The sequence below is a fragment of the Rhodococcoides sp. S146-33 genome (genome assembly GCF_059489205.1).
Genome location: NZ_JCAJWY010000002.1, coordinates 557807 through 581893, shown reverse-complemented (window position 1 = coordinate 581893; position 24087 = coordinate 557807). Strand labels below are relative to the sequence as shown.

Sequence of the window (24087 nt, the reverse complement as noted above, 5' to 3'; positions counted from 1 at the left end):
GACCCTCTGGAACGGCATCAGATCCAGCTTCCGGTGCTCGGCAGTATCGGTAGCGGAGGGAAGGGCCGAACACGAACGAATGTCGACCTTGGCCGCACACCGGGTGGATCTGCGCGGCCTGCGAAATCGTCATCATCCGTCGACCTGCATACTCGAGAGATGAGCTACTCACGTGCAACCGCTCGCCCGAGGGCGCTGTCGTTGCACGGCCGGATACGAGTGCTGACGATGAGTGTGGCGGCGCTCGCCGTAGCGGTGAGTGCTCTGGCGATCTATCTCGTCGCGGAACAGGCCCTTCGTTCGCAGGTCATCGACCGCGTCGGGCGAAACAGCGACGCCCTGATGGCCAGTGCAGCGTCGGGCGCTTCGCCCTACCTGTTCGGTTTTGCGACCGAAGATTCCACAGCGAAAGTCGCACTGGTCGCGACCGGCGGGGAATTGATGACCTCATCGAACGGTGCCGATCCCTTCATGAACTCCGATGGCGTTCTGGATGCCCCCGAGAAGTCGGTCGTAGACGGCAGCTCGGATCGGTCGTTGCGCGAAGTACGTGGCTATTACATATCCGCCCAGCGCACGGCCTCCGGGGAAACCATCATGGTGGCCGAATCGCTCAGTGGAGCATCACGCCTCCTTGCCAAACTCACTCTGGCTCTCGTCCTCGTCGGAGGATTCCTCGTCGCGCTTGCCGGCGTCGCCGGTACCGCGGTTGCCCGCACCGGCCTCAGACCCGTCACCCGCCTCCGCGCAGGCACCGAACGCGTTGCGAGGACCGGCGACTTCGAGCCCATCGACGTCAACGGAGACGACGAACTCGCATCGCTCGCCAACAGCTTCAACGAGATGTTGGCGTCCCTGTCTCGGTCGCGGTCAAGGCAGGGACGGCTGATCGTCGACGCCGGTGCCGGTCTCATGGAGCCCCTGACAGCGCTGCGCACGAACATCGACCTGCTGATGTCTCTCGACAGGCCCGACGCACCTAACATGCCCGAAGAAGAGCAAGATCGCTTACGGGTCGAGGTCATTGCCCAGATGGACGTCATCATCGGGTTGGTGCACGATCTCGTCGACCACGCCCGGGAACCCGCTCCGACGCCGCACTGACGATGGTGCGACGCAGCCGACATCGATCGCTTCAGGACGTCAATCGCACTCCGGTCAGCTGTTCGGACGCTTCCCACAGTCGTCGCGCGTCGTCCATGTTGCGCAAAGGCTTCCACAACCCGACCTCGGCCGGCGGCCCGCCGATCAGCCGGGTAGGACCGACGAACTGATCACCGCGAGAGGCTGTACCTGCCGCCGCGATCACACCTGGTTGCGCGGCGCTGTCCACTGTTCCCGCAATGCCGACGCGGGCTAATACACCGATGAGCCGTCGTCCTGCGGAGTCTTTCGGGCGCCCCAGACCCGGTTGGGCCGCAAGTAGATTGGTCGGTGAAATGCCCGGATGGGCAATGTTGCTGGTGATCCCCCATCCACCGGCCCTGCTGCGTGAGTCGAGTTCCCGGGCGAACAAGGCCACCGCGAGCTTCGACTGGCTGTATGCCTTCATGACAGCGTAGGACCGCTCCCAGTTCAGGTCGTCCCAGTTGATGGTCCCCGATCGTGCGGCGATGCTCGTCTGATGAGTGACTCGCGCACCACCGGCCCGAAGAAGCGGCAGCAGAGCGAGGGTGAGTGCAAAATGACCGAGATGGTTGGTTCCGAACTGCAGCTCGAATCCGTCCTGAGTCACTTGACGCTCGGGTGGCTGCATGACTCCCGCATTGTTGACGAGCACGTCGATAGGCCGGCCGTCGGCGACGAGTTCGCTCGACAACGCTGCAACCGAATCCAGTGACGACAGGTCCAATTCGCGGGTGCTTACCTGTGCGCCGGGTACCGCAGCCCGGATGGACTCGGCTGCGCGCTTCCCTTTGGCGGCAGAGCGCACCGGCATGACGACCTCCGCTCCGGCGCGCGCGAGTTGCGTCGCGATGACCGTGCCGATCCCGTCGCTGGCTCCCGTGACGACGGCGCGCTTCCCGTTGAGGTCGGGGATGGATAGATCTGCGATGCGGCCCATTTCAAGCTCCTCGGGTGGTTGAGATCGTTCTGCGTGAACGTGCAGGTCCCATGTTCGACTGCGGTGTCGGGCTTATCCAGGACTTCTCGATCCACTGATACGACCGACACCGTGTACGACCGATACCGTGGATCAGGTCAGGACCTGGGTTCCCACCACCGCGAGCAGTTCCAGTTTGGCGTAGCTCTCGCTACCGGGGACCGCCGTGTACACCAGAAGACGATGTGCCTGCTCCGGATCGAGAAGGGTCTGGCAGTTCAAGTGCAGCATGCCTACCGTCGGGTGCAGGAACCGTTTGGTCTCGGGTGGGCGCACCCCCACTTCGCGCTTCTCCCACAGGGTTCGGAATTCCTCGCTGACCTCCTGCAGCTCGGCCGACAGTCGGGCTGCGGTCGACTCAGGTCCGCGAAGTGTGACGATCTCACGCAGCCCCGACGCGTACACCCTGGACAGCGCCTCCCGCTCTTCTGGTGGGTACGTCTGTCGGACAGCTCGGTCGGTGAACCAGCGATATCCCAGACTCCGGTTCGGCCCGGTTCGCAACGACGCATCCCCGGTCAATGCAGCGCCCAGCGGCGACTGGCGCAGAGTTTCACCGAGCTCGGACACGATCTCGGCGGGGGTGTCGTTCAGTCGGTCCAAGATCCGCAGCAATCCGGGGCTGATGTGGTCGCTCGACGCTCCGCGTGCCGGAGGAGCGTGCCCGGCGAGGCGGAACACGTGATCACGCTCGTCAAGCGACAGATGCAAACCCTGCGCGATCGACGCAATCATCTGCTCCGACGGAGCAGGACCGGACCCACGTTCGAGCCGGGCGTAGTAGTCGGTGGACATGTGGCAGAGTTCGGCGACCTCCTCGCGCCGAAGGCCCCGCGTTCGCCGGCGCTGCCCACGCGGAAGGCCGGTGTCCTCGGGCTGCAACGACTCACGACGCTGCCGTAGAAAAGCGGCCAGCTCCGGCCGATCGATCACCGCAGCCTCCTTCCGTCGAATGCGATCGCTGCTGCTGCAATTGTGCCCTCTCCGCGGTGGCTATTGTCGAACGATGAGCGCTCCCTTGACCATCGTCACCGGTGGCAGCCGCGGCATCGGTGCTGCGATATCCCGACGACTGGTCGCAGACGGGCACCATGTGGTGATCGGTTACCGCTCCGGTGCCGCCGCCGCGGAAGCGTTGGCCACGGAATTGTCGGCATCCGGGCGAACGGTGATCGCCGTGCGCGCCGACACCACCGACGAGCAAGCGGTGATCGATCTGTTCACAGCGGCCGCGGAGATCGGCTCGGTCACCGGTGTGGTGAACAACGCCGGTTCGGCACGCGCCGTCGGGATGCTGGCGGACAACGACATCGAGACCATCAGAGCAGACCTCGACGTCAATCTGGTCGGCGTCCTCACCTGCTGCAAATATGCAATCGAAGCGATGGCCGAATCTGGTGGAGCAATAGTCAATATCTCCTCCGCTGCCGCCACCCTCGGTAGTCCCGGAATGTACGTGCACTACGCGGCCGCCAAGGCTGCTGTGGACACGTTGACCGTCGGTTTGTCCAAAGAGGTTGCTGCGCAGAACATCCGCGTCAACGCCGTGGCACCGGGCGTCATCGAGACCGACTTCCACCGAGATCGGCAGCGGCCGCGGAAGATGGCGTCGAGCATCCCCCTCGGCCGCCCCGGTGTGCCGGACGAGATCGCCGGTGCGGTGTCGTGGTTGCTCTCCGACGACGCGCGGTACGTCACCGGAACCGTCATCAGGGTGGCCGGCGGTATGTGAACGCCTCGGCTGCCACTAACGAGGTGCGATGCGGTGCAGTTCGACTTCGTCGAGCTCTCCGTTCTCGGCGACAGCCGTCATGTATGTGCAGAACGGTTGTCGACGCCGGTCCGTCGGAGATCCTGGGTTGAGCAGCCGTAAACCGTTGTCCGCGAATGTGTCCCATGGTATGTGGCTGTGCCCGAACACAAGAACGTCCGTCTCCGGGTATGTCGCCGCCATGCGTCGTTCACGGCCCGTCGCGGCACCGGTCTCGTGCACAACTGTGACGCGAACCCCGCCGAGCGAGACGTCGGCGCGTTCGGGCATCAGAGCCCGTAAGTCGTCGCCGTCGTTGTTTCCCCAGCACGCGACCAGACGACGTGCCCGCTGTGACAGCGCCTCGAACGATGCGAGGTCCACCCAATCACCGGCATGAATCACGACATCTGCGTCGTCGACGGCCGCCCACACTTCGTCGGGCAGGTCGCGAGCACGCTTGGGGAGATGAGTGTCGGCAATCAGCAGCAGCTTCACCACTCGATTGTGCACGCGAGCGGTGTGGCCCGGTCAGCGAAAGTCCCTCGACCTGGATGCCACTCGCAGATCCATCAGTTGCAGATGGTCTGCCACCACGGTCACCGCGCCCTCTGCGTTCTGTACCTTGCCGCGAACCAGCAACGCCGGGGCGGTGATCGCCAGCTTGCGGTACTTGGCCCACAATCCGACCGAGCACACGACGTTGACCATGCCGGTCTCGTCCTCGAGGTTGATGAACGTGACACCTCCCGCCGTGGCCGGCCGCTGGCGATGCGTCACCGCACCGCCGACGAGGACTCTGTCTCCGTCCGGGATCTGCAGCAACCGATTCGCGGGAACCACCCCGAGAGATTCGAGCCGATCTCGAAAGAACTGGGTGGGATAGGAATTGGGCGAGACCCCGGTTGCCCAGACATCGGCCGACGCCAGATCGAGGTCCGTCATACCCGGTAGCGCAGGCGCTTTCGTCGACGCACCGATGCCGGGGAGCAGGCCTGGGCGCTCCCCCGCCGCCGCGCCGGCAGCCCACAATGCCTCTCGACGCGTGATTCCAAAACACCCCAGGGCGCCGGACGTGGCGAGGGATTCCGCCTGCGCAACCGACAGTTCGACGCGACCCGTCAGATCCAGGAACGAGGTGTACTGCCCCTGTGAGTCTCGCGCATCGACGATCTTCTGAGCCAGTGCGGTACCGATGAACTTCACATCGGCCAAACCCATGCGTATCTCGAGGCCGTCTCCCTCGAGATTTGCATGGCCGAGACTGGCGTTCACGTCGGCACCGTGCACCAGCACCCCGTGCCGCCTGGCATCGGCGACCAAAGATTGAGGTGAGTAGAAGCCCATCGGCTGGGCACGCAACAAGCCTGCGCAGAAAGCAGCTGGATGATGCAACTTGAACCACGACGAATAGAAGACCAACGAGGCGAAGCTCTGCGAATGACTCTCGGGGAAGCCGAAATTGGCGAACGCCGACAGCTTTTCGTAGATGCGGTCGGCTGCCTCACCGGTGATTCCGTGCAGATCGCGCATCCCGTCGTAGAATCGCCCGCGCAGCAGCTCCATCTTCTCCGGTGATCGCTTCGATCCCATGGCGCGACGCAATTGGTCGGCGTCGGCGGCACTGAAACCGGCGACATCGATGGCCATCTGCATCAGCTGTTCCTGGAACAGTGGTACGCCGAGAGTTCGATCGAGCGCCTTCTTGAGCGACGGGTGCTCGAAGATCACCGGCTCGAGTCCGTTGCGACGCTTGATGTACGGATGCACCGAACCACCCTGAATCGGACCGGGACGAATCAGGGCGACCTCGACCACCAGATCGTAGAAGTTACGCGGCTTGAGCCGCGGCAGAGTAGCCATCTGCGCACGTGACTCGACCTGGAACACGCCCACCGAATCGGCTCGTTGAAGCATCTCGTACACCTCGGGCTCGGACAGGTCGATCGAGGCGAGGTCGATGTCGATGCCCTTGTGCTCGGCGATCAGGTCCATCATGTAGTGCAGCGCCGACAGCATGCCGAGCCCGAGCATGTCGAACTTCACCAAACCCACTGCGGCACAATCGTCCTTGTCCCACTGCAGCACACTGCGATTCTCCATCGTCGCCCACTCCACCGGGCAGACGTCTGCGATCGGCCGATCGCAGATCACCATGCCGCCGGAGTGAATGCCGAGGTGCCGCGGGAACCCCTCGATCTGCCGCGCGAGTTGGAGGACGGACTCGGGAATACCGTCACCTTCCTGATCACCGATTCCGGACCAGCGGGTGATCTGCTTGCTCCACGCGTCCTGTTGCCCCTGCGAGAAGCCGAGCGCACGGGCCATGTCTCGTACCGAGGACTTGCCGCGGTAGGTGATGACGTTCGCCACCTGAGCGGCATGGGTGCGGCCGTACTTGGCGTAGACGTGCTGGATCGCCTCCTCGCGGCGATCCGATTCGATGTCGATGTCGATGTCGGGTGGTCCGTCGCGTTCGGGTGCGAGGAACCGCTCGAACAGCAGCTTGTTGGCCACCGGATCGACGTTGGTGATACCGATGGCGTAGCAGACAGCAGAGTTCGCCGCCGAACCTCTTCCCTGACAGAGGATGTCGTGTGTCTTGCAGAAATCGACGATGTCGTGGACCACCAGGAAATAACCGGGGAACTCGAGCCGCTCGATGATGTCGAGCTCGTATTCGAGCTGGGAGTACGCCGCCGGATTCGCCGATTGCGGGCCATAGCGTCGGGCCGCGCCCTCGAACGTGAGTCGCCGCAGATAACTGATCTCGGTGTATCCGTCGGGCACCTCGAACGGCGGCAGGCGCGGCGCGATCAGTTTCAGATCGAACGAGCACTCACGACCGAGTTCGACGGCACCGCGCACCGCGCCCGGATAGTGCGCGAACAATTCGGCCATCTCCGCCCCGGACCGAAGATGTGCGCCGCCCGTCGGCGCCAGCCAACCGGCGGCCTCGTCCAAGCTGCTGCGTGCGCGTACCGCGGCCATCGCCATGGCCAATCTCCTACTGCGCGGACTCGCGTAGTGCGCGGCCGTGGTCGCGATCATCGGAAGGCTGTACTTACGAGCCAGAGTCGCGAGCGCATCGTTGCGCTCGTCGTCGTCCGCAATTCCGTGCCGGGTGAGTTCGACGGTGACGCGGTCGGGACCGAAGCGGTCGACGAGAGTGCGCAGCGCGGCCTCGGCTGCCTCCGGACCACCGCGCGCGAGTGCCTGCCGAACATGCCCCTTTCTGCAACCGGTGAGAATCTGCCAGTGCCCGCCTGCAGCGTCGGTGAGCTCGTCGATGTCGTACTGCGGCTTACCCTTCACCCCGCCGGCGAGGTGCGCGGCCGCGATTCGACGCGAGAGCCGTCGATACCCCTCTTGTCCGCGGGCGAGCACCAGTAGATGAGTGCCGTCGGGGTCGGTCGCTCCGGCCCTCGATCGATCGCTGTCGAGTGATAGTTCGGCACCGAACACGGTTCCGATGCCGAGGGCTCTGGCCGCCTCGGCGAAGCGAACGACTCCGTAGAAACCGTCGTGATCGGTGATGGCGATGGATTCGAGGCCGAGGCGTACCGCTTCTTCGACCATCTCCTCCGGCTGCGAGGCACCGTCGAGAAAGCTGAACGCCGAGTGCGCATGCAATTCTGCATACGGCGTCACCGACAGTGCGGGCTTGTCGATGGTGCGGTCGTAGACGTCCCGCTTTCGCGACCACGCCGGGCTGTCGCCGCCATCGCCCTGGGCCGCAGGCTTGGGACGTCCGGACAGGACACGTTCCATCTCCGACCACGTGGGTGGTCCGTCGTTCCATCCCATCGAGCCCTCCCTCACTGCATCGCCACTGCCGTTTGCCGATATCAACCGTTTGTCGATATCACTGCATCGAACACTTGTTCTAATGAGAGCACGAGGGTCCGACACGATCAACTACAGTCGAGTCGCCACAGACCCCTTCCACAGAGCCGGAGCACCGTCGTGACCCGTTGGGCCTCGTTCGTCGTATCGCACAAACGATGGGTGCTGGCAGTCGTCGTTGCCGTCGTCGCTGTCGGCGGGGTGTTGGGGCTGAGCGTCTTCTCGAAACTGAGCGAGGGCGGCTATGCCGACGCCGGCAGTGAGTCCTCGGAGGTGGCACGCCTGGTCCAGGGCATCGGTCAGCCGACGCCGGACATCGTGGCGATCTACACCGCACCCGACGGCGAGACGATCGACGACATCGGACCCCGAGTACAGGCGACGCTCGACGAGTTCACCGGTCGATACACCCTCGGCAACGTGAATTCGTACTGGACCGCAGACCCGGTCAGCAAAGAATTCCTGGTCTCGAAGGACCGAACGAAGGCACTGGTGACGGTGTCCCTCGGTGCCAACTCAGGCGTCACGTTCAATACCTTCGGCGAACTTCCGCCCCAGCTCGAAGTACCCGGCGTCGAGTCGCAGTTCGCCGGAGCCTCCGTGGTCGGAGTGTCGCTCAGTGAGACCCTCGAAAGCGACCTCGTCCGCTCGGAGCTCATCGCAGTCCCCATCACACTGCTGCTGCTGATCTTCATCTTCGGCGGCGTGATCGCCGCGGCGGTTCCGGTGTTCGTCGGCATCCTGAGCGTGCTCAGCTCCCTGGCGATCCTGCGCATCCTCACCGAGTTCACCGAAGTCAGCTCGTTCTCGATCAACGTCGCGTCACTGTTGGGGCTGGGCCTGGCCATCGACTACGGACTGTTCATCGTCAGCCGGTTCCGCGAAGAACTACGCAGTGGGTCGACGCCTGCAGTGGCGACCGTCCGCACCGTCGCCACTGCAGGCAAAACCGTCGTCTTCTCGGGACTGCTGTTGGTCTGTGCGTTCGCCGGCATGCTCGTCTTCCCGCAAGCGGTGATCCGATCCCTCGGCTTCGGGGCCATGGCCGCGGTGGCGAGCGCCGCAACCCTGTCCCTGACCGTCGTTCCGGCACTGCTCGCAATTCTCGGCACCCACATCAATTCCTGGACCTGGTCACGCACCGCGTCCGACCGCAGCGATGCACGGGCACACAAGTTCTGGGGTGGTGTCGTCACCCGTGTGATGAAGCATCCAGGGATCGTCGCAGCCGTCATCGTCGCTGGGTTGCTGATCATCGCCACCCCGATCCTCAAGGTCTCGCTCGGCGAGGTCGACTACACGGCGTTGCCGAAAGACAACCCTGCGCGCATGGCGTTCGAGACACTCGGCACCGACTTCGAGTCGACCGGTGACGGTGCCACCGTCGTTCTTCGTGGCCTGGACGGCGTGAAGCCTCAGGGCGCACCCATTGCAGCTCTGACCTCGGCTGTGGAATCCACGCCCGGTATCGCCCGCGCCGAATTCATCGGCTCCAAAGACGATTTCGTGACCCTCGAGGCGGCCTACAGCGAACCGACCGGCGGACTGACCGAGGCCGAATCACAATCCGACGCAGTGTCTGCACTGCGCTCGATCACCCCTCCTGACGGTACCGAGATCCTCGTCGGCGGCGGACGCGCCAACATCGACGACGGAAACGCGGCCATCGCGAAGTGGCTACCGGTGATGATCTCGATCATGGTCGTCTCGACGCTGGTACTGCTGTTCCTCGCATTCGGCTCGATCGTGTTGCCGATCAAGGCTGTACTGATGGCAGGCCTGAGCTTGGGCGCAACCTTCGGTGCCCTGACGTGGGTGTTCCAGGAAGGTCACGGGGCAGGACTGATCGGCGTCACCCCAGGACCACTCGAATCGACGTTCGTGGTCCTCATCCTCGCAGTCATCTTCGGCTTGTCGACCGACTACGAAGTGTTCCTGATGTCTCGCATGGTCGAAGCTCGCGCGGCGGGTGCGAGCACCGAAGAAGCCGTTGTCTTCGGCGCTCAGCGCACCGGACGTATCGTCACCGCAGCAGCGCTGATTCTGATCGTGGTCACCGGGGCGTTCACCATCTCGGGTCTGTCGATCATGAAGTTTCTCGGCTTCGGCGTCATTCTCGCCCTGATCATCGACGCCACCATCATCCGTATGCTGCTGGTTCCGTCCTTGGTCAAGCTCATGGGTGAGGCCAATTGGTGGGCTCCGGCATGGATGAAGAAAGTGCACGACAAGGCCGGTATCGGCCACTAGCCCAGGAACTTACTTCGGAGTAAGGTCGGCTCGCATGGCGAACTACATCGTGACCGGCGGTACCGGGTTTCTCGGGAAGAACGTCCTACCCCGACTGCTGGAGCGTGATGCCAACGCTGTGATCCACGTGCTGGTGCGCCCGACCTCGGTGGCTCGCCTCGAGCGACACGCGCAGCAGCTCGACGGCGGCGATCGGATTCGTCCGTTGATCGGTGATCTCACCGAGCCCCAGCTCGGAATCTCCGACGTGCCGTCCGGCATCGACCACATCCTCCATCTCGGTGCCGTCTACGACCTGACCGCAGGCGACGAGCAGACACCGACCAATGTCGCCGGTACCGCCTCGGTGATCGCGCTTGCCGAAAGGACCGGTGCCCGCCTGCACCACATCTCGTCGATCGCAGTTGCCGGAGACTACCGAGGAACGTTCTCCGAGAACGACTTCGACCTCGGCCAAGGTTTTCCGACGGCCTATCATCGCACCAAGTTCGAGTCCGAGAAATTGGTCCGCGACAGCACCGTGGACTGGCGGGTCTACCGGCCTGCCGCGATCATCGGACACTCGGAGACCGGAGCCATCGACAAGATCGACGGGCCGTATTACTTCTTTCCATTCTTTGCACAACTGGCCAAGCTGCCCTCCGTGCTACCGATCACAGTGCCGAAGATGGGCAATACCAACCTGGTACCGGTCGACTACGTCGCCGACGCCATCGTCGAGCTCGTGCACCGAGACACGGCTTCCCACAGTGTTTTTCATTTGGTGAACCCGAGTCCGCAGTCCATGGCCGAGGTGTACTCCGCATTCTCGACGGCGGCCGGATCCCGAGCGAAAGTTCTCGACGTCCCCGGAGCATTGGTTGCCCCGGTCGTCTCCCCCAAGTCCCGAGCGGTACGAAAGCAACGCAACGCCGCCCTCCGCGATCTCGGCGTCCCACCGGTCATGCTCGATCACCTGACACTGCCCACCGTGTTCGAGTCGGCAGCGACCCAGAAAGCGTTGCACGGCAGCTCGATCACTTCGCCCCCACTGCGGACCTACGCGGATCGAGTATGGACGTACTGGCAGAAGAACTTCGATCCTCAGCGCAACCGCCGGGACGACCCGCGGGGACCACTGTTCGGTCGTCACATCATCATCACCGGCGGGTCGTCCGGCATCGGCCGAGCCAGTGCCGAGGCTGCGGCCCGCAAGGGTGCTGTGGTCATTCTTCTGGCCCGCGGACAAGATCAGCTCGACGAAGTGGTCGAGCATATTCGCGAATCGGGCGGCACCGCCTACGGTTACCCGTGCGACGTGACCGACACCGAATCGGTGGACCACACCGTGAAAACCGTTCTGAGCGAACACGGTCACGTCGACATGCTGGTGAACAGCGCCGGCCGATCCATCCGCCGCTCGCTCTATAGGTCCACAGACCGGTTGCACGATTACGAGCGCACCATGGCCGTCAACTACTTCGGAGCGATTCGATTGGTGCTGGCGCTGCTACCGCACCTGCGCGAACGCCAGTTCGGACATGTAGTCAACATCTCCAGTGCCGCAGTACTGGGACACCCTCCGCGCTTCTCGGCGTATGTGGCGAGCAAGGCCGCACTCGATGGCTTCACCGATGTCGCTGCCGCAGAAACACTCTCGGACGGAATCACTTACACCACCATCCACATGCCCCTGGTGGACACCCCGATGATCACCCCGACAGGCGACAAGAACGTCGGCCCCGTGTTCTCACCCGAGAAGGCCGCTGCGATGGTGATCCGCGCACTGAGCGACAAGCCCAAACGCATCGATACACCGTTGGGAACACTGGGACAGTACGGAGCCATCTTCAGCCCCAAGGGCAAAGATCGCACGATGCATCAGCACTACCGAAAATTTGCCGAATCCGCTGCTGCCAAAGGCGAAGTACCGATACCCGTCGAGGACGGGAAGGTACCTTACCGAGTCCGCCCCTACGATCCGAAGACACCGACAGCACGCATCGGCAAGGTCATCCGGCGCGTCGGCAGATTGGTCCCTGGCACCAGTTGGTGAGGAGTGGCGTCATGGGGCCACGGCGGTCCACAGAGTCCAGCGATCGCGTTCGATCACCTCACCGGGGGCCAGGCGACCACGCAGATACTCGACCAACTGCGCGAGTTCGACGTCGGAGAGTTCGTGCAGGATGGAGCGCCCGGTTCTGCCGGCTATCTCCGTCAGATACTGCTCACGATCGGTGTAGCGTCGACGAGTTTCCCAGAGTGGTTGCGTGGCAACGTCGGTGAATCCTGGCCGAGAGAGCGCGGCCGATACATCGTCGACGTCGTGTCGGCGGCGATCCTCGACCCGCGACAACCGCGGAAACGCATCGAAGAAGTAACCACGCGGATTCGTGCGCGATCCTGCCAGTGTCGCGTCCTTGCCCGTCCTGTCCTGGACGATCGCGACACCACCCGGCCTCAGCAGCCGGAACATCTCTGTTGCCAGGGCGGATGCGTCGGGCAGGTGATGGACGAGAGCACGAGCGAACACGATGTCTGCCAGGCCGTCGGGTAGGCCGGTGCGCTCAGCCGGTGCACACTCGAACGCAATGTCCGAGGGCGACGATCGGCGAGCGGACTCCAGGATCGGTTCACTCGAATCGATAGCTGTGACGTGCGCTCCCAGTGCGTGCCATGCCCGCGCATAAGTGCCCCCGCCACATCCGAGATCGACGACGTACGCACCGACCGGATCGGCGATATCGGTGATCGCGGCAACCCAGGAAGGGTCGGCCTCGCGACCGGAATAGGTGTCGGCATTGGCTGGATCTTCGAAGTCGATGGGCATGTGGATCAGTACACCGAGCACGGCTGGCGATCGCCACCATTTAGTGTGGGACTACATGCTCGCACTTCATCTCCGAGCCGCCGACCTGGCGGATACCTCGCTGACCGTCTCGCCGCTCTTCGAGACGGTCCTGAGCCTGCGTGCCTGGACCTCGCCGAATCGCCACCGTCTGCACGAGCCGTGGCGTCGACGCGTCGCCACGGCATGGCAGCAGTGTGACACCGAGATGCTGACGGCGTTGGTCTCTCCCGACGGCAGAATCCCCGACTTTCTCGCTCCTCGTCCGCCCAACCAGGCCCCGGCCTTCGACGACGAGATTGCCGTTGTCGGCGCAACACCGGCACTGGAGTTGCGACGCGATATTGCCGCCACCTTCTCCGGAGACGTTCCTGCGGTTCTCGAAGGTCCGGCCCGAGCGGTGCGCACCCGTACAGTCCAGGCTCTCGCGCACTACTGGGCAGCGTGCCTCGAACCCGACTGGTCCCGGATCCGATCGGTACTGAACGGTGATGTGGACTACCGAGCACAACAACTCTCGCACTTCGGCGCACGAAAGATGTTCGAGCATCTCGATTCTCGTGTCAGATGGGACGACGGCGTGCTGTGGGTCGACCGGCTCGAGGACCAGGTATGGGTCGACGTCGACGGACGTGGACTTCCACTGATTCCGTCGGTGTTCGTGCACGGCGCGATCACTCAGACGAGCCCCACGCGGGCTCCCTCCCTGGTGTATCCGGCCCGCGGGCGTGGCGCAGTGTGGGACGGCGCACTGTGGAACCTGGCACGGACAGCTCCGAACCGAGCACTGACCAATCTTCTCGGTACCCAACGTGCAACGATTCTCACGCTTCTCGACACGCCGACCACCACCGGGGAAATCGCTGCCGCACTGGACGTCTCACCCAGCGCAGCGAGCCAACATCTTCGTGTTCTGCGCGAAGCGGCGGTGGTACGACGCGTCCGACAGGGACGATCGGTGCTGTACGTACGCACAGCCCTCGGGGACGAGTTGGTCGGACGGCAGGGGTAGAGCCGACACACGAGGTTCAGCGCAACAGAGCCTGTGCCCACACTCGCAGAAATCCCTGACTCAGGTACGCCAACGAGCCGATCGCCAGTAGCCACTTGACGGTGCTGACCACGGTGGTGGCGCGAACGACGGTGTCGGTGATCTGTTCTCGGTTGTCCACCAGGATCAGACCGACGATGTTCTCGATGTAGTCACCGGCAGCGGAGGCCACGGGTGCGACGGCCAGTGCCGTTGTCGCCGCAGAGCTCAGTGGCGTCTTCGCTGCCAGGCTGCGTGCGCCGGCCCTGAGCGCGATGGCGTAGATCGCCGGATGCACGAAGTCCGGGAAATAGTGGCTACGGAATCTGGCGATCTCGGTCTCGTCCATGCTCGTCAGGATCTGCCGGTAGCGCTGGGCGGACCACGCCGTCTGCACGGCAAGCACATTCGGGGCAGTGGATCCGAGCAGCCGAGCAATGTTGGCCTGCGACATGACGAACAGTGCCGACCAACCCAGCATCCGACGATCCAGCGCATCGAGAGTCATGTCAGTAGACCCTAGTGCGTGAGGAACGGAAGAACTGTGGCCTCGAACGCAGAGTAACCGTCGCGATGGATGCTGTGCCCGGTTCGGAACGCCTCGACGCGGCAGGTCGAGATCTCGGCGACCATCGCGTCGAGCCGAACCGGATCGACCATGCCGCCGGGACCTCCGCGAAGCACCAATGTCGGAGCGGTGATGTCGGCCAACGACTCCCACGACTGCGGATTCGGCCGACGGAACTGTTCGAGAGCAGTGGCAGTCATCGACCGATCGAACGCGAGTACCGCACGAGGATGCAGAACAATGCTGGTCGCCGCATGCCAGAGCTCGGTGACCGATGGCATCTTGCCCGTCAGAGTCGGCGGGGAGTCCCCCGGCCTGATCGGTATCGGAAGTTCTTCGAGTACCAGACGTCGAACGAGCGACGGGCGACGTTGCGCGACGAGCGAGACCGCATATCCGCCGAGGGAGTGCCCGACGAGATCGACTTCGGTGATCCCGAGGTGGTCGATCAGAGCGAGGAGATCCCCACCGAACGAGTCGAACTCGTACGTGGAGGTGTGAGCGCTCTTGCCGTGACCGCGCAGATCGACGGTGATCACCCGGCGACCTAGAGCGGTCAGTGCTCGGGCGAAGCGATCCCAGGTTCCACTGTCCCCGCCCATGCCGTGCACCAACATCACCGGCGTCGCGCTCACGTGTTCCGGCGGGACGAACGAGCGATAGGCGATATCGACGCCACCGAGGTCGACCGTCTGCGACGTCATCTGCATTCACTCGAATGTAGCGGTCTCGCTATTCGTAGATTCCCTCCACCCGCCACCGACCTTCGTCGAACACGAGCAGCAGAGCCCTTTCGTCGTCGAGCACCACCTGGGCCCGCGCTGTCGGACCCGTCGATGCGTTGCCGCTGTCCCACCACCGCTCGTCCACCGGCCACGGCCCGGCCAATCCCGTCAGTTCCCATTCCTTGGTTCCCCAGCGCAATCGTGCCGGTGGCGCGTCGAACACACCGCGGTCGGTGACGCCGATTCCCATACCCGTCCGATTCATCAGCGTCACCGTGGGACGCGTCTCGATCACCGCCGCGGGCGCAGGCTCGGGTAACCGTCCGGGCCATGGATGGGAGGGATCGGACATCGGCACCAGCTCGTCGCCGAGTGGGCGCAGCGTTATCCGTTCGGCCGGCCCGCGCCCACCGCTGAGCACACCGCCCAGCACCGATTCGCCACCGAGCAGACCCTGAACGCGGACTAATGCCCGACGCGCTCTCTCGTCCTCGTCGCCGACACTGCCCCACAACCCCAGTTGCAGCTCGCCGGCTGCCACCACCTCGATCGGCTCGAGCCTCAGAACGGTGATCGCGGACGTCGGCTTGTTCTCGCTGCGCCCGGTGAGCCAGCCGTCCAGCTGCCACCGCACGCGATCGGCTGTTCCCTCCGGCGTCAACGGCTCCGCGCAGCGCCAGATCCGCGACAGGTTCTCACCGTTGCCGGTACTGGCATGTACCAGCAGACGGGTACACGCAACGGCAGCGGCGGCAAGCTTGGTGTGCAGCTGTTCGGCAAGACCGCGCCCGGCGAATGCAGCAGCGTCGACCCGATCGATCGGCGGATCGCACCGGTACTCCACATCGAGATCCGGCGGCAGTGCCCGGGCCGAGGGCGGGCGTTCGGGCTCGCCCCTGGCACTACGATGCGCCAACACCGCATCGGTACCGAACCGCGACGCGACATCACCCGGAGACAGAGCAGCGAAATCGCCGATGGTTCGTAGACCCAAGCGTCGCAACAGGTCCACCAACTCACCACGATCGGCAGCGGACATACTCGGTTCGGCCGAGAGTTCCGCCACCGGTAACGGAGCTAGAAAGCCGGCACCACCTCCACGCGGTACCACCTGCGCGTACCGAGCGGCAACGACTGCAGTGGACAACTCGTCGGCGATACCGATCTGGCATTCCACACCGGCAGCCGACGCTTGGTCGATCAGCCGTTCCGCGGCCCGATGCTCGGTACCGAAATACCGTCCGACACCGCGGGCAGCGAGAACCAACAGGCCCGGCCGCAGCACTTCGACTCCCGGTGCGATAGCGGCGACGGCAGAGACCACGGGCTCGAACAGTCGCGCGTCACGATCGGTATCGGCCAGAGCGACATGCACATCCGGGCACCGCGCCTGGGCTTCCCGACGCCGTAGTCCGCGTTTGATACCCGACGCACGTGCCGTCGCCGAGCACGCGACGACCCTGTTGGCGGACGTGACGACCACCGGATGCGTGGCAGGCAGATCGGCCTGAGCAGCTGCCGCAACAGCGGGCCAATCAGGACACCACAGTGCTAGTACACGACTGGCAAGAACACGGCTGGAGCGATCGATGCTCATGTCGAGACCGCGATCGACAATGGATTCTGCTCGGGCTGTTCGGCATGCCACTCGATGCGGCCGTTCTCCGAACGCAGGTCGAGTCGAACGGTGCGGGGGCGCATCGCCTTGCCGCGCGCGCACACCGACAATCGGACGCCGCGGAGCCGGCCGCGTCCCAGCTCCCGACCGGTACCGAGACCGTCGTAACCGTGCACCGATGCGTCCAGTCGTAGCTCTGCCCCGTCCCAGTGTCCATCGGTCACCAGCAGCGTAGAACCCTTGCTCCGCGCCCTGGCCACCACGGCCCTGGCCCGTGTGGGCGGTACCGACAGACCACCGAGACCGAGCACCACGAGGTCCACGCCGTCGAGCAGGATTGCCGCCACTTCCACCGGATCGGGTCCGGGATCGGGAATCAGAGCCAGTTTGCTCAGCTGTGCGCCCATCTCCACCGCAGCGAGAATTCCGAAACGAGGCTGCCCGATGACGGCGACATGCCCACCGGCACCTGTCACTGCGGCCACCAAACCGATCAGCAGCGAGCCGGCACCGGACACCGAGGCCACCGTTCCACGCACCAGTCCACCGTGCGGCAGCACGTCGATCAGCGCAGAGGGCACCGGAAGAACGGCCCGCTGACGGACCGGACGTATCGGCTCGGCCTCGCCCCGATCCGAGCGAACGGGATCTGGATCGGGGACCGAATTCTCGATGCGCACCGACGCCGTTTCGCCCCGCAAGGGCACGGCAGCCATCCTGCTACGCAGCAACGCGACACGCTCCGGCAGCGACAACCCGTCGAGCACATCCGGCGTGACAGAAGCTCCCGATACAGTCATGTCACTCCCCTTCACGATGTAGAAAATCGAGCCGAAACATCGGTGTTCGTCGAACGCGGGAAGTGGCGTATTCGAACACAATTTCGATCTGCACTCAGTAAAGCCGCTCGGACGCCAACTCGTCAAGGCGGTACCGAAGCCGCTGGTGAGGGCTTCCGTTCTGTGGCCGCGGGCACACCCGGCCATCGTGAACTAACCTGTGGGCGTGACCGATCAGCAGCGTGTTCGACGAGGAGTCGGACCCGACTACCTCCTGGCCGGAAGATACCGCCTTGCGGGCAAACTCGGGGGCGGCGGAATGGGCGCAGTATGGCTCGCCACCGACACACTCCTGCACCGTCAGGTTGCCGTCAAACAGGTCACGTCCACCACCGCACTGAGCCCTGAGCAAGCCGTCGAGGTGCGCAATCGGGCCATGCGTGAGGGGCGCATCGCCGCCCGCCTGTCCAGCCCTCACGCCATCGCGATGCACGATGTCGCTCTGGTCGACGGCGAGCCGTGGCTGGTCATGGAATACCTGTCCTCACGCAGTCTCGCGCAGGCGCTCGGCACCACCGATTCGCTACCGCCGTTCGAGGTTGCTCAGATCGGGGCACAGATCGCCGACGCACTGACCGAGGCGCACGAGGCAGGAATCGTGCACCGCGACATCAAGCCGGGCAATATTTTGATCGCCGATCGCGGCAAGGATCTGGGCATCGTCAAGATCAGTGATTTCGGCATCTCCCGCGCCAAAGGGGACGTCGAGGAATCCGACGACAGCGTGATCACCGGCACGCCTGCATATTTCGCCCCGGAGGTCGCCCGCGGACAGGATCCCACAGCCGCCAGCGACGTGTTCTCCCTCGGTGCCACGCTGTACACCGCCATCGAAGGTAAACCCCCGTTCGACATCGATCACGATTCGATCGCATTGCTGCACCGAGTTGCCAAGGGGCAGATCATTTCTCCCACCCGCAGCGGAGATCTCACCGGTCCGCTGCTGCACATGCTCGAGCCCGATCCTTCTCGGCGTCCCACCATGGCGCAGGCTCGCGACGAGATCATCCTCGCTGCGATCAGCAAGCGCGGCACCATAGCTCAGCTACGCGGTGTACCCCTGACTTCTGCGGACGGCGTGGTCCCGGCATGGGCGAGGCGCTCGACACCGGTGTCCGAATCTCGCCGACCGTCCCGCGAATTCGGTAGCACCGTCGCGGGACTACCCGCCGTGCAACCCGGTGAAAGCACAGCGAATCCGGTTCCCTCCACCTATTCTCCCCCACCGTTCGATCTACCCAGAAAGAAGAAGAACCCCATCGAGAACGTGCTGATGCAGATCGACGACGCCGTCGGCGATCGGACGTCGATTCCAGCGCCCGCCATCCTCGCTGCACTGATCCTCGCCGTCGTGATCGTTCTGATCCTCGTGATCACCGTTGTGCTGTAGACGAATCGAGCCGCAGCGTCAGCGAGCCTCGTGCACGACGATCGCGATCTGAACTCTGTTGCTGCACTGGAGCTTCGACAGGACCCGTGACACGTAGGTCTTCACCGTCGCCACACTCATGTACAGCTCTGCGCTGATCTCCGCGTTGGACCTCCCCGATCCGACAGCGACTGCCACCACCTCACGCTCTCGATCGGTCAGAGAATCGAGCATGTCCCGGGCTCGAGCCGTGGCGGAGTCGTGCGATCGAGCGTCCTGCTCGCGCCAGTGGGTCACCAAGCGTCCGACGGCCGTCGGCGACAGCATCGACTCCCCGGTTCCGACGCGATGCACCGCGTCGATGATGTCGCGCGGTGGCGTGTCCTTGAGCAAGAACCCATTGGCTCCCGCACGCAGAGCGCGCAGCAGATATTCGTCGGTGTCGAAGGTGGTCAACACCACGATTGCCGCTGAAAAACCCTCCGCACGAAGCATTTCGGTGGCAGTCAGACCGTCCATGACAGGCATCCGCACATCCATCAGAACCACATCGGGAGACAGCGCGTGCACAGCCTCGATACCACTGCGCCCGTCCGGTGCCTCACCGACCACGACGATTCCCGGATCCGAACTCAAAATGAGCGACAAACCGGCACGAACCAATGCGTCGTCGTCGACCAGCAACACCTCGAGTGTCTTGCCAGCTCGGGAACCATCGGTCACTTCGGACATGGTAGCCACGCTTCCAAACGGTAGACCACTCCGCTGGGGTCACCACCGCGGTGGTGGTTCTGCACGTGCTGGCGTCGATGATCTGGACGACCGTGTGGGCCGAACAGTCCATCTTCTACATCGGGATTGTCAGTGTCGCCTTTCTGACCATCCCGGCGGCATGGGGCATCGCCGTCAAGTCGCGCCGCGCCACGACTTTCGAGATGCCACGGTGAAGACGGCCACCAATTCGGCACCGCCCACTGCATCGGTGAGAACAGCGCAGGCCGCCAGCGCTACCGCGATTTCGATCGGCCACCGTCGACGCCACCACAACGACACGGCACCGAGAACGCCCACGACGATCGAGACGACCGTTCGGGTAGTGGTCATCCCTTCGGTGCCTGCGGCTACCGACAACACAAGCAACAGCGCGAACGCGATGGCGGCGACATCCCATGCGCGTTCTCGATGCCGTCGCAGCACAGTCATGATCTGACCAGGGGGCGCCAGTATTGACTGGTCTTCTTGTCGCGCACCACTACGCCGAGTCTGTCCAGCTCCGAACGCAATTCGCGTGCATCGGAACCCGCCTTCTTCTTCAGTGCCATGTCCCGAGCTTTGAGCACCGCATGCACCTCCGGTGCCAGACCCGGGGTGTCGGGTACCCACAGGTGATAGAGATCGTCGTAGGGATCACCCGGCGCAACCGAGTAACCGCGCTGCTCGAATGCCGCCTCGATCGCATCGCGCTTCTCCTCGCTCGGCACTCGCACCAACTGACGCGAGGCTGCGTCGAGCAACACCAGTTCCTTGCCGTCGACGAACACGGTACCGACTTGCGACCTGGATACCGTGACGGTCTCGCCCTTCTCGGTGATGCGTACGTTCGCTTCCGATACCGCCACCCGCGCAGTGTCGTAGAACGCGGCGGCCACCAGCGCCAAGCCGAGCATGACCCCGACCCCGATGCACACGTACCGCACCCACCACTGCGACCACGACGCGATCAACTCCAACGGGCCCTGGAACGGTATCCAGGTGAGCGACGCTCCCCACTCCGCCACGTACGGCACCGCGAATCCCAGCAACCCACCGACCATCACGGCACCGGCGATCAGGAAGAACCGATCACCGCGGGAGAACCACAGCACCGCCGGTGGCGTCTCCCCGAGCATCTTGTCGTCCATACCCTCACGGTATCGAGTGTCGGAGCTGGTACCCAGTCATCGAAAGTCGACACTTCTGCGACTTTCGACGACAAGAAGCACTCCATCAGCCGAGAACCGGCATCACCAGGGTCGTCAGAGCGCCGTCGAGCGCGGAGCGCACCAGCATCGGCTGATCCGGTGCAGCGATATCGAGCATCAGGTCGGGTCCGACAGCCGACGCGACGGCCGCCTGCAGAACGGCCGCGTCGAAGAACACCACAGTCTCCGGACCGGTCACCTGCGCGGGAACTGCAACATCATCGACCGAGACGCCGTTCGGCCCGGCAACTACGCGCACAGTGCCGCCGTCGAGCGGCACGAAACCTCGTTGCAGCACAGCCCTCGTCACGGTCGGGGCCAAACCATCCATGACCGCCTGCCAGTCGGGAAACTCACCGTCGATCGCATCGACCTCGGCCCGGCCACCGTCGGAGTCGATCACCATCGAGTCGGCGGTTGCCGTCAGCACGAGGGTGCCGGCTACGGGCACCGCCTCGAGTGAGCCGACGGCTGCGATTCTCGACCAAGAGGTGCCGGTCGAGCACTGCGCAACGAGACTTCGGGTGGACAGTCGATACCGATCCGTCGCAGTGAGCGTGACGGCGCCACCGTCCACCTCGATCAGGACGCCTCGCAACACCGGAAAGTCGTCACTCGTCCCGGCCGCCGACGAGACCTGTGCTACGGCCGAGGCGAAAGCGGCAGCAGGTACCGTTGCTGTGCAACATATTTCGTCGAACAATTGCCGGATGGATGCCGCAGCCTCGGCCGCCGCACGCGCCCGAGCGGCAAGCTCTTCGACGTGTCGATCCACGATCTCGACCGCCGCGGCTCCGTCGCCGTCGAGGGCGGCGGCCACCTTGTCGAGCGGCATCCCGATCTCACGCAGTTGCCGAATGATGTTGGCCCGCTTCGACTGTGCACGAGTGTAGTAACGGTAGCCGGACTTCGCGTCGGTGGACGCCGGCACGAGCAAACCGCAGTCGTCGTAGAAGCGCAGGGCACTCGGAGTCAGCCCACTCGATCGAGCGAACACACCGATGGTCAGGAACTCTTCGTCCGAATCAGTCATGGTGAAATCCTGAGGCTTCGGGTTGGTCGAAGGTCAAGCCTGATGCGGACGGCTAGTCGATTCGGCGCTTGTGCGCCCATCGCGTGAGTGCGTTCCTGTTGGACTGCTGTGTCTTTCGGAGAACATTGGAGGCATGTGTCTCGACGGTCTTGACCGAGATGAACAGATCCTCGGCGATCTCGCGATAGGTGTATCCGCGGGCCAACAACCGCAACACCTCGAGTTCACGGGGCGTCAGTGAATCCAGTTCCGGATCGAGCGGCGGTTCCGGGGCGGCGCTACGGCCGGTGAACGAATCGAGGACGAATCCGGCCAGGCGGGGGCTGAACACCGCATCTCCCCCGGCGACGCGTCGAACACCGTCGGCGAGCTCCGCACCGGAGATGGTCTTGGTCACGTAACCCCTGGCACCCGCGCGGATGACGGCAATGACGTCCTCGGCCGCGTCGGACACGCTCAGCGCCAGGCACACCGGACCCTCGGCGATGCGCTCGAGCACGGCGACGCCACCACCGTCGGGCATGTGCACGTCGAGCAACACCACATCGGGTTTCGTCGAGTCGATACCCGATACCGCCTCGGCGACGCCGCCCGCTTCACCGACCACCTCGATGTCCGCCTCTCGGCCGAGTTCGGCCCGGACGCCCGAGCGGAAAACCGCGTGATCGTCGACCAGGAAAACTCGGAACGGGTCGGTCACGTCGGCTGCTCCTGCTGGTTGGATTCGGGCGATTCAGTGGTCACAGTACTGCCGTTGCGGGGCATGAAGATACGTACCTCGGTGCCCTTACCGACGGACGACCGTACCTGCACGGTGCCGCCGCGGCGTTCGACCCGACCCCTGATGGACTTCGCCAGGCCCTGTCGGTCCTCGGGTACCTCGGTTTCGTCGAACCCGGTTCCGCGGTCACGGACGAAGATGCTGACCTGCTCGGCTTCGGTTTCGGCGAACAGGTCGATGTTGGTTTCACCGGAATGCTTGGCCGCGTTGACCAGGGCCTCACGTGTGGCCCCCAGCAGCGCGGTGAAGCTCTCGCGCGACAGCCCCGATTCGACGTCGTCGGGCAGAAGATGCACGTCCCCGACCGTGATCGGTCTGACGGTCACACCGTGTTGATCCTCGACCTCACCGGAGATGGTCTTGAGTGCGTCGGCCAAGCTGGAGTTGTCGGTGTCGCCGCCGTCGAACAGCCATCTGCGTAGTTCCCGCTCCTGCCCGCGCGCCAACCGCATCACCTCCTGCGGCCGATCGGACTGCTTCTGGATCAAGGCGAGTGTCTGCAACACCGAATCGTGCAGGTGCGAGGCGATCTCCTCACGCTCGTCGTTTCGTATCCGCGCAGCTCGCTCGGCACCGAGCGCACGCCAGGTGCGTAACCAGATGGGAACCGTCAACAGGCCGACGCCGACGAGGGTGACCACCACCGCCAGCAGCGAGGAACGTAGTGCGGCCAGATCGACGCGGGCAAGGACCACCACCCCCAGCCCGAGGACGATCAGCGTTGCTCCGCCGACCACCCGCGCCCAGCTCAGCACGGTCGGATGCTTGGGCAGCCCCAACGCCGTCCGCGGACCCTCCACGTCGAACTCGCGCCACACCAGCGCGGCACCGACCACCACGACTATGACCGGCACGATGACCGATGCGGCAGTGCCGCTGAGGAGCCAGGCGAGCCCCACCGCAAGTCCGAGACCGATGGCAGCCAATCCCAGCGCACGCTGACGTTCGGCCGCACTCGGGTGTGCCGTGTCGTCGCCGACGGGGGTGAACATCCAGATCAGGCCGTAGGCGGCGATTCCGGCACCGGCCGAGGCCGCGAGCAGCGCGAAGGCCACCCGAATCTTGAAGACATCGACGCCGAGATGGTCGGCCAGACCCCCGGCGACGCCGCCGACGATGCGCCCGCCGCCCCGTCGTCGATACTGGGCAGGAGCAGAGCGTGCAGGAGTGACAGGAAGAGCAGGGGTGACCGGCGCGTCGCCGGCGTCGGGTGGTGTGTTGCGGGCGGCGTCAACGGAGGGATTGTCGACAGGGTGCACGCCTCGATCCTGGCACGTACGGGGCGAGTGTCGCATCAGGGTTCGCCCTGATGTTTCGCGCGTTCGAGACGTCCGATCGCGCTCGGGGTCGATATCAGGGGTATCCCTGATGTGTTTCACGATCGGG

21 protein-coding genes are annotated in these 24087 nt (G+C 64.3%); 6 read left to right on the top strand and 15 right to left on the bottom strand.

Translation table 11 applies throughout. From position 1 onward, the window contains the following. Positions 1 to 159: 159 nt before the first annotated feature. Complete coding sequence (locus AC5WEY_RS11205) at positions 160 to 1104, top strand: HAMP domain-containing protein (protein WP_495645955.1); 945 nt, start codon at positions 160 to 162, stop codon at positions 1102 to 1104. 31 nt (positions 1105 to 1135) lie between these two features. On the opposite strand, the gene AC5WEY_RS11200 is transcribed toward AC5WEY_RS11205, so the two are convergent. Further along, on the bottom strand, positions 1136 to 2065 hold the full coding sequence (locus AC5WEY_RS11200) for an SDR family oxidoreductase (RefSeq protein ID WP_495645954.1): 930 nt from the start codon (positions 2063 to 2065) through the stop codon (positions 1136 to 1138). A 132-nt stretch (positions 2066 to 2197) separates the two neighbouring features. Then, on the bottom strand, positions 2198 to 3037 hold the full coding sequence (locus AC5WEY_RS11195) for a helix-turn-helix transcriptional regulator (protein WP_057475614.1): 840 nt from the start codon (positions 3035 to 3037) through the stop codon (positions 2198 to 2200). 73 nt (positions 3038 to 3110) lie between these two features. On the opposite strand from AC5WEY_RS11195, the gene AC5WEY_RS11190 reads away from it, so the two are divergent. Further along, entirely contained in the window at positions 3111 to 3836 is a 726-nt protein-coding gene (locus AC5WEY_RS11190; protein ID WP_495645953.1) for an SDR family NAD(P)-dependent oxidoreductase, read from the top strand. 15 nt (positions 3837 to 3851) lie between these two features. Here the strand turns inward: AC5WEY_RS11190 and AC5WEY_RS11185 are convergent, their stop codons facing one another. Further along, entirely contained in the window at positions 3852 to 4352 is a 501-nt protein-coding gene (locus AC5WEY_RS11185; protein WP_495645952.1) for a metallophosphoesterase family protein, read from the bottom strand. A gap of 33 nt (positions 4353 to 4385) precedes the next feature. Beyond that, positions 4386 to 7661 (bottom strand): error-prone DNA polymerase, encoded by a 3276-nt coding sequence (locus tag AC5WEY_RS11180; protein WP_495645951.1) that lies wholly within the window; start codon positions 7659 to 7661, stop codon positions 4386 to 4388. A gap of 159 nt (positions 7662 to 7820) precedes the next feature. On the opposite strand from AC5WEY_RS11180, the gene AC5WEY_RS11175 reads away from it, so the two are divergent. Next, the gene (locus tag AC5WEY_RS11175) at positions 7821 to 9950 is read left to right on the top strand and encodes an MMPL family transporter (RefSeq protein WP_495645950.1); all 2130 of its coding nucleotides are present in this window, start codon (positions 7821 to 7823) and stop codon (positions 9948 to 9950) included. A 34-nt stretch (positions 9951 to 9984) separates the two neighbouring features. After that, the gene (locus AC5WEY_RS11170; RefSeq protein WP_495645949.1) at positions 9985 to 11985 is read left to right on the top strand and encodes an SDR family oxidoreductase; all 2001 of its coding nucleotides are present in this window, start codon (positions 9985 to 9987) and stop codon (positions 11983 to 11985) included. Between the two features lie 9 nt (positions 11986 to 11994). On the opposite strand, the gene AC5WEY_RS11165 is transcribed toward AC5WEY_RS11170, so the two are convergent. Continuing rightward, complete coding sequence (locus AC5WEY_RS11165) at positions 11995 to 12759, bottom strand: class I SAM-dependent methyltransferase (RefSeq protein ID WP_495645948.1); 765 nt, start codon at positions 12757 to 12759, stop codon at positions 11995 to 11997. 55 nt (positions 12760 to 12814) lie between these two features. Between AC5WEY_RS11165 and AC5WEY_RS11160 the strand changes: the two genes are divergently transcribed. Further along, positions 12815 to 13789: an ArsR/SmtB family transcription factor gene (locus tag AC5WEY_RS11160; protein ID WP_495645947.1), complete on the top strand. Its 975-nt coding sequence runs from the start codon at positions 12815 to 12817 to the stop codon at positions 13787 to 13789. Between the two features lie 16 nt (positions 13790 to 13805). On the opposite strand, the gene AC5WEY_RS11155 is transcribed toward AC5WEY_RS11160, so the two are convergent. The 4 genes from AC5WEY_RS11155 to imuA' are packed head-to-tail and all read right to left on the bottom strand — an operon-like array spanning position 13806 to position 17518. After that, on the bottom strand, positions 13806 to 14315 hold the full coding sequence (locus AC5WEY_RS11155) for a hypothetical protein (RefSeq protein ID WP_495645946.1): 510 nt from the start codon (positions 14313 to 14315) through the stop codon (positions 13806 to 13808). An 11-nt stretch (positions 14316 to 14326) separates the two neighbouring features. Next, positions 14327 to 15085 (bottom strand): alpha/beta fold hydrolase, encoded by a 759-nt coding sequence (locus tag AC5WEY_RS11150; protein ID WP_495645945.1) that lies wholly within the window; start codon positions 15083 to 15085, stop codon positions 14327 to 14329. A 22-nt stretch (positions 15086 to 15107) separates the two neighbouring features. Then, the gene (locus AC5WEY_RS11145) at positions 15108 to 16697 is read right to left on the bottom strand and encodes a DNA polymerase Y family protein (RefSeq protein WP_495645944.1); all 1590 of its coding nucleotides are present in this window, start codon (positions 16695 to 16697) and stop codon (positions 15108 to 15110) included. Further along, positions 16694 to 17518, bottom strand: a complete 825-nt coding sequence (gene imuA', locus AC5WEY_RS11140) for a DnaE2-dependent mutagenesis accessory factor ImuA' (protein WP_495645943.1) — start codon at positions 17516 to 17518, stop codon at positions 16694 to 16696. The genes AC5WEY_RS11145 and imuA' overlap by 4 nt, the downstream gene beginning before the upstream one ends. A 205-nt stretch (positions 17519 to 17723) precedes the next feature. On the opposite strand from imuA', the gene AC5WEY_RS11135 reads away from it, so the two are divergent. Beyond that, entirely contained in the window at positions 17724 to 18947 is a 1224-nt protein-coding gene (locus AC5WEY_RS11135) for a serine/threonine-protein kinase (RefSeq protein WP_495645942.1), read from the top strand. An 18-nt stretch (positions 18948 to 18965) separates the two neighbouring features. On the opposite strand, the gene AC5WEY_RS11130 is transcribed toward AC5WEY_RS11135, so the two are convergent. The 6 genes from AC5WEY_RS11130 to AC5WEY_RS11105 all read right to left on the bottom strand — a co-directional run bounded on the left by AC5WEY_RS11130 (position 18966) and on the right by AC5WEY_RS11105 (position 23960). Next, a complete protein-coding gene (locus tag AC5WEY_RS11130; RefSeq protein ID WP_495646530.1) occupies positions 18966 to 19658 on the bottom strand; it encodes a response regulator transcription factor in 693 nt (230 codons plus the stop codon). 174 nt (positions 19659 to 19832) lie between these two features. Continuing rightward, positions 19833 to 20129, bottom strand: a complete 297-nt coding sequence (locus AC5WEY_RS11125; RefSeq protein WP_495645941.1) for a DUF7134 domain-containing protein — start codon at positions 20127 to 20129, stop codon at positions 19833 to 19835. Continuing rightward, positions 20126 to 20827 (bottom strand): YqeB family protein, encoded by a 702-nt coding sequence (locus tag AC5WEY_RS11120; protein WP_495645940.1) that lies wholly within the window; start codon positions 20825 to 20827, stop codon positions 20126 to 20128. Before AC5WEY_RS11120 ends, AC5WEY_RS11125 begins: the two co-directional genes overlap by 4 nt. Positions 20828 to 20912: 85 nt before the next feature. Next, positions 20913 to 21920, bottom strand: a complete 1008-nt coding sequence (locus AC5WEY_RS11115) for a DNA polymerase III subunit beta family protein (RefSeq protein WP_495645939.1) — start codon at positions 21918 to 21920, stop codon at positions 20913 to 20915. 52 nt (positions 21921 to 21972) lie between these two features. Next, positions 21973 to 22620: a response regulator gene (locus AC5WEY_RS11110; protein WP_057475626.1), complete on the bottom strand. Its 648-nt coding sequence runs from the start codon at positions 22618 to 22620 to the stop codon at positions 21973 to 21975. Next, positions 22617 to 23960: a sensor histidine kinase gene (locus tag AC5WEY_RS11105; protein ID WP_057475627.1), complete on the bottom strand. Its 1344-nt coding sequence runs from the start codon at positions 23958 to 23960 to the stop codon at positions 22617 to 22619. Before AC5WEY_RS11105 ends, AC5WEY_RS11110 begins: the two co-directional genes overlap by 4 nt. Positions 23961 to 24087: the final 127 nt, after the last annotated feature.

Coding starts and splice junctions, on each gene's coding strand:
- imuA' (WP_495645943.1), bottom strand. CDS start 17,518: ATGACTGTATCGGGAGCTTCTGTCACGCCGGATGTGCTCGACGGGTTG.
- AC5WEY_RS11130 (WP_495646530.1), bottom strand. CDS start 19,658: ATGTCCGAAGTGACCGATGGTTCCCGAGCTGGCAAGACACTCGAGGTG.
- AC5WEY_RS11155 (WP_495645946.1), bottom strand. CDS start 14,315: ATGACTCTCGATGCGCTGGATCGTCGGATGCTGGGTTGGTCGGCACTG.
- AC5WEY_RS11200 (WP_495645954.1), bottom strand. CDS start 2,065: ATGGGCCGCATCGCAGATCTATCCATCCCCGACCTCAACGGGAAGCGC.
- AC5WEY_RS11115 (WP_495645939.1), bottom strand. CDS start 21,920: ATGACTGATTCGGACGAAGAGTTCCTGACCATCGGTGTGTTCGCTCGA.
- AC5WEY_RS11125 (WP_495645941.1), bottom strand. CDS start 20,129: ATGACTGTGCTGCGACGGCATCGAGAACGCGCATGGGATGTCGCCGCC.
- AC5WEY_RS11205 (WP_495645955.1), top strand. CDS start 160: ATGAGCTACTCACGTGCAACCGCTCGCCCGAGGGCGCTGTCGTTGCAC.
- AC5WEY_RS11165 (WP_495645948.1), bottom strand. CDS start 12,759: ATGCCCATCGACTTCGAAGATCCAGCCAATGCCGACACCTATTCCGGT.
- AC5WEY_RS11180 (WP_495645951.1), bottom strand. CDS start 7,661: ATGGGATGGAACGACGGACCACCCACGTGGTCGGAGATGGAACGTGTC.
- AC5WEY_RS11170 (WP_495645949.1), top strand. CDS start 9,985: ATGGCGAACTACATCGTGACCGGCGGTACCGGGTTTCTCGGGAAGAAC.
- AC5WEY_RS11190 (WP_495645953.1), top strand. CDS start 3,111: ATGAGCGCTCCCTTGACCATCGTCACCGGTGGCAGCCGCGGCATCGGT.
- AC5WEY_RS11160 (WP_495645947.1), top strand. CDS start 12,815: ATGCTCGCACTTCATCTCCGAGCCGCCGACCTGGCGGATACCTCGCTG.
- AC5WEY_RS11150 (WP_495645945.1), bottom strand. CDS start 15,085: ATGCAGATGACGTCGCAGACGGTCGACCTCGGTGGCGTCGATATCGCC.
- AC5WEY_RS11120 (WP_495645940.1), bottom strand. CDS start 20,827: ATGGACGACAAGATGCTCGGGGAGACGCCACCGGCGGTGCTGTGGTTC.
- AC5WEY_RS11145 (WP_495645944.1), bottom strand. CDS start 16,697: ATGAGCATCGATCGCTCCAGCCGTGTTCTTGCCAGTCGTGTACTAGCA.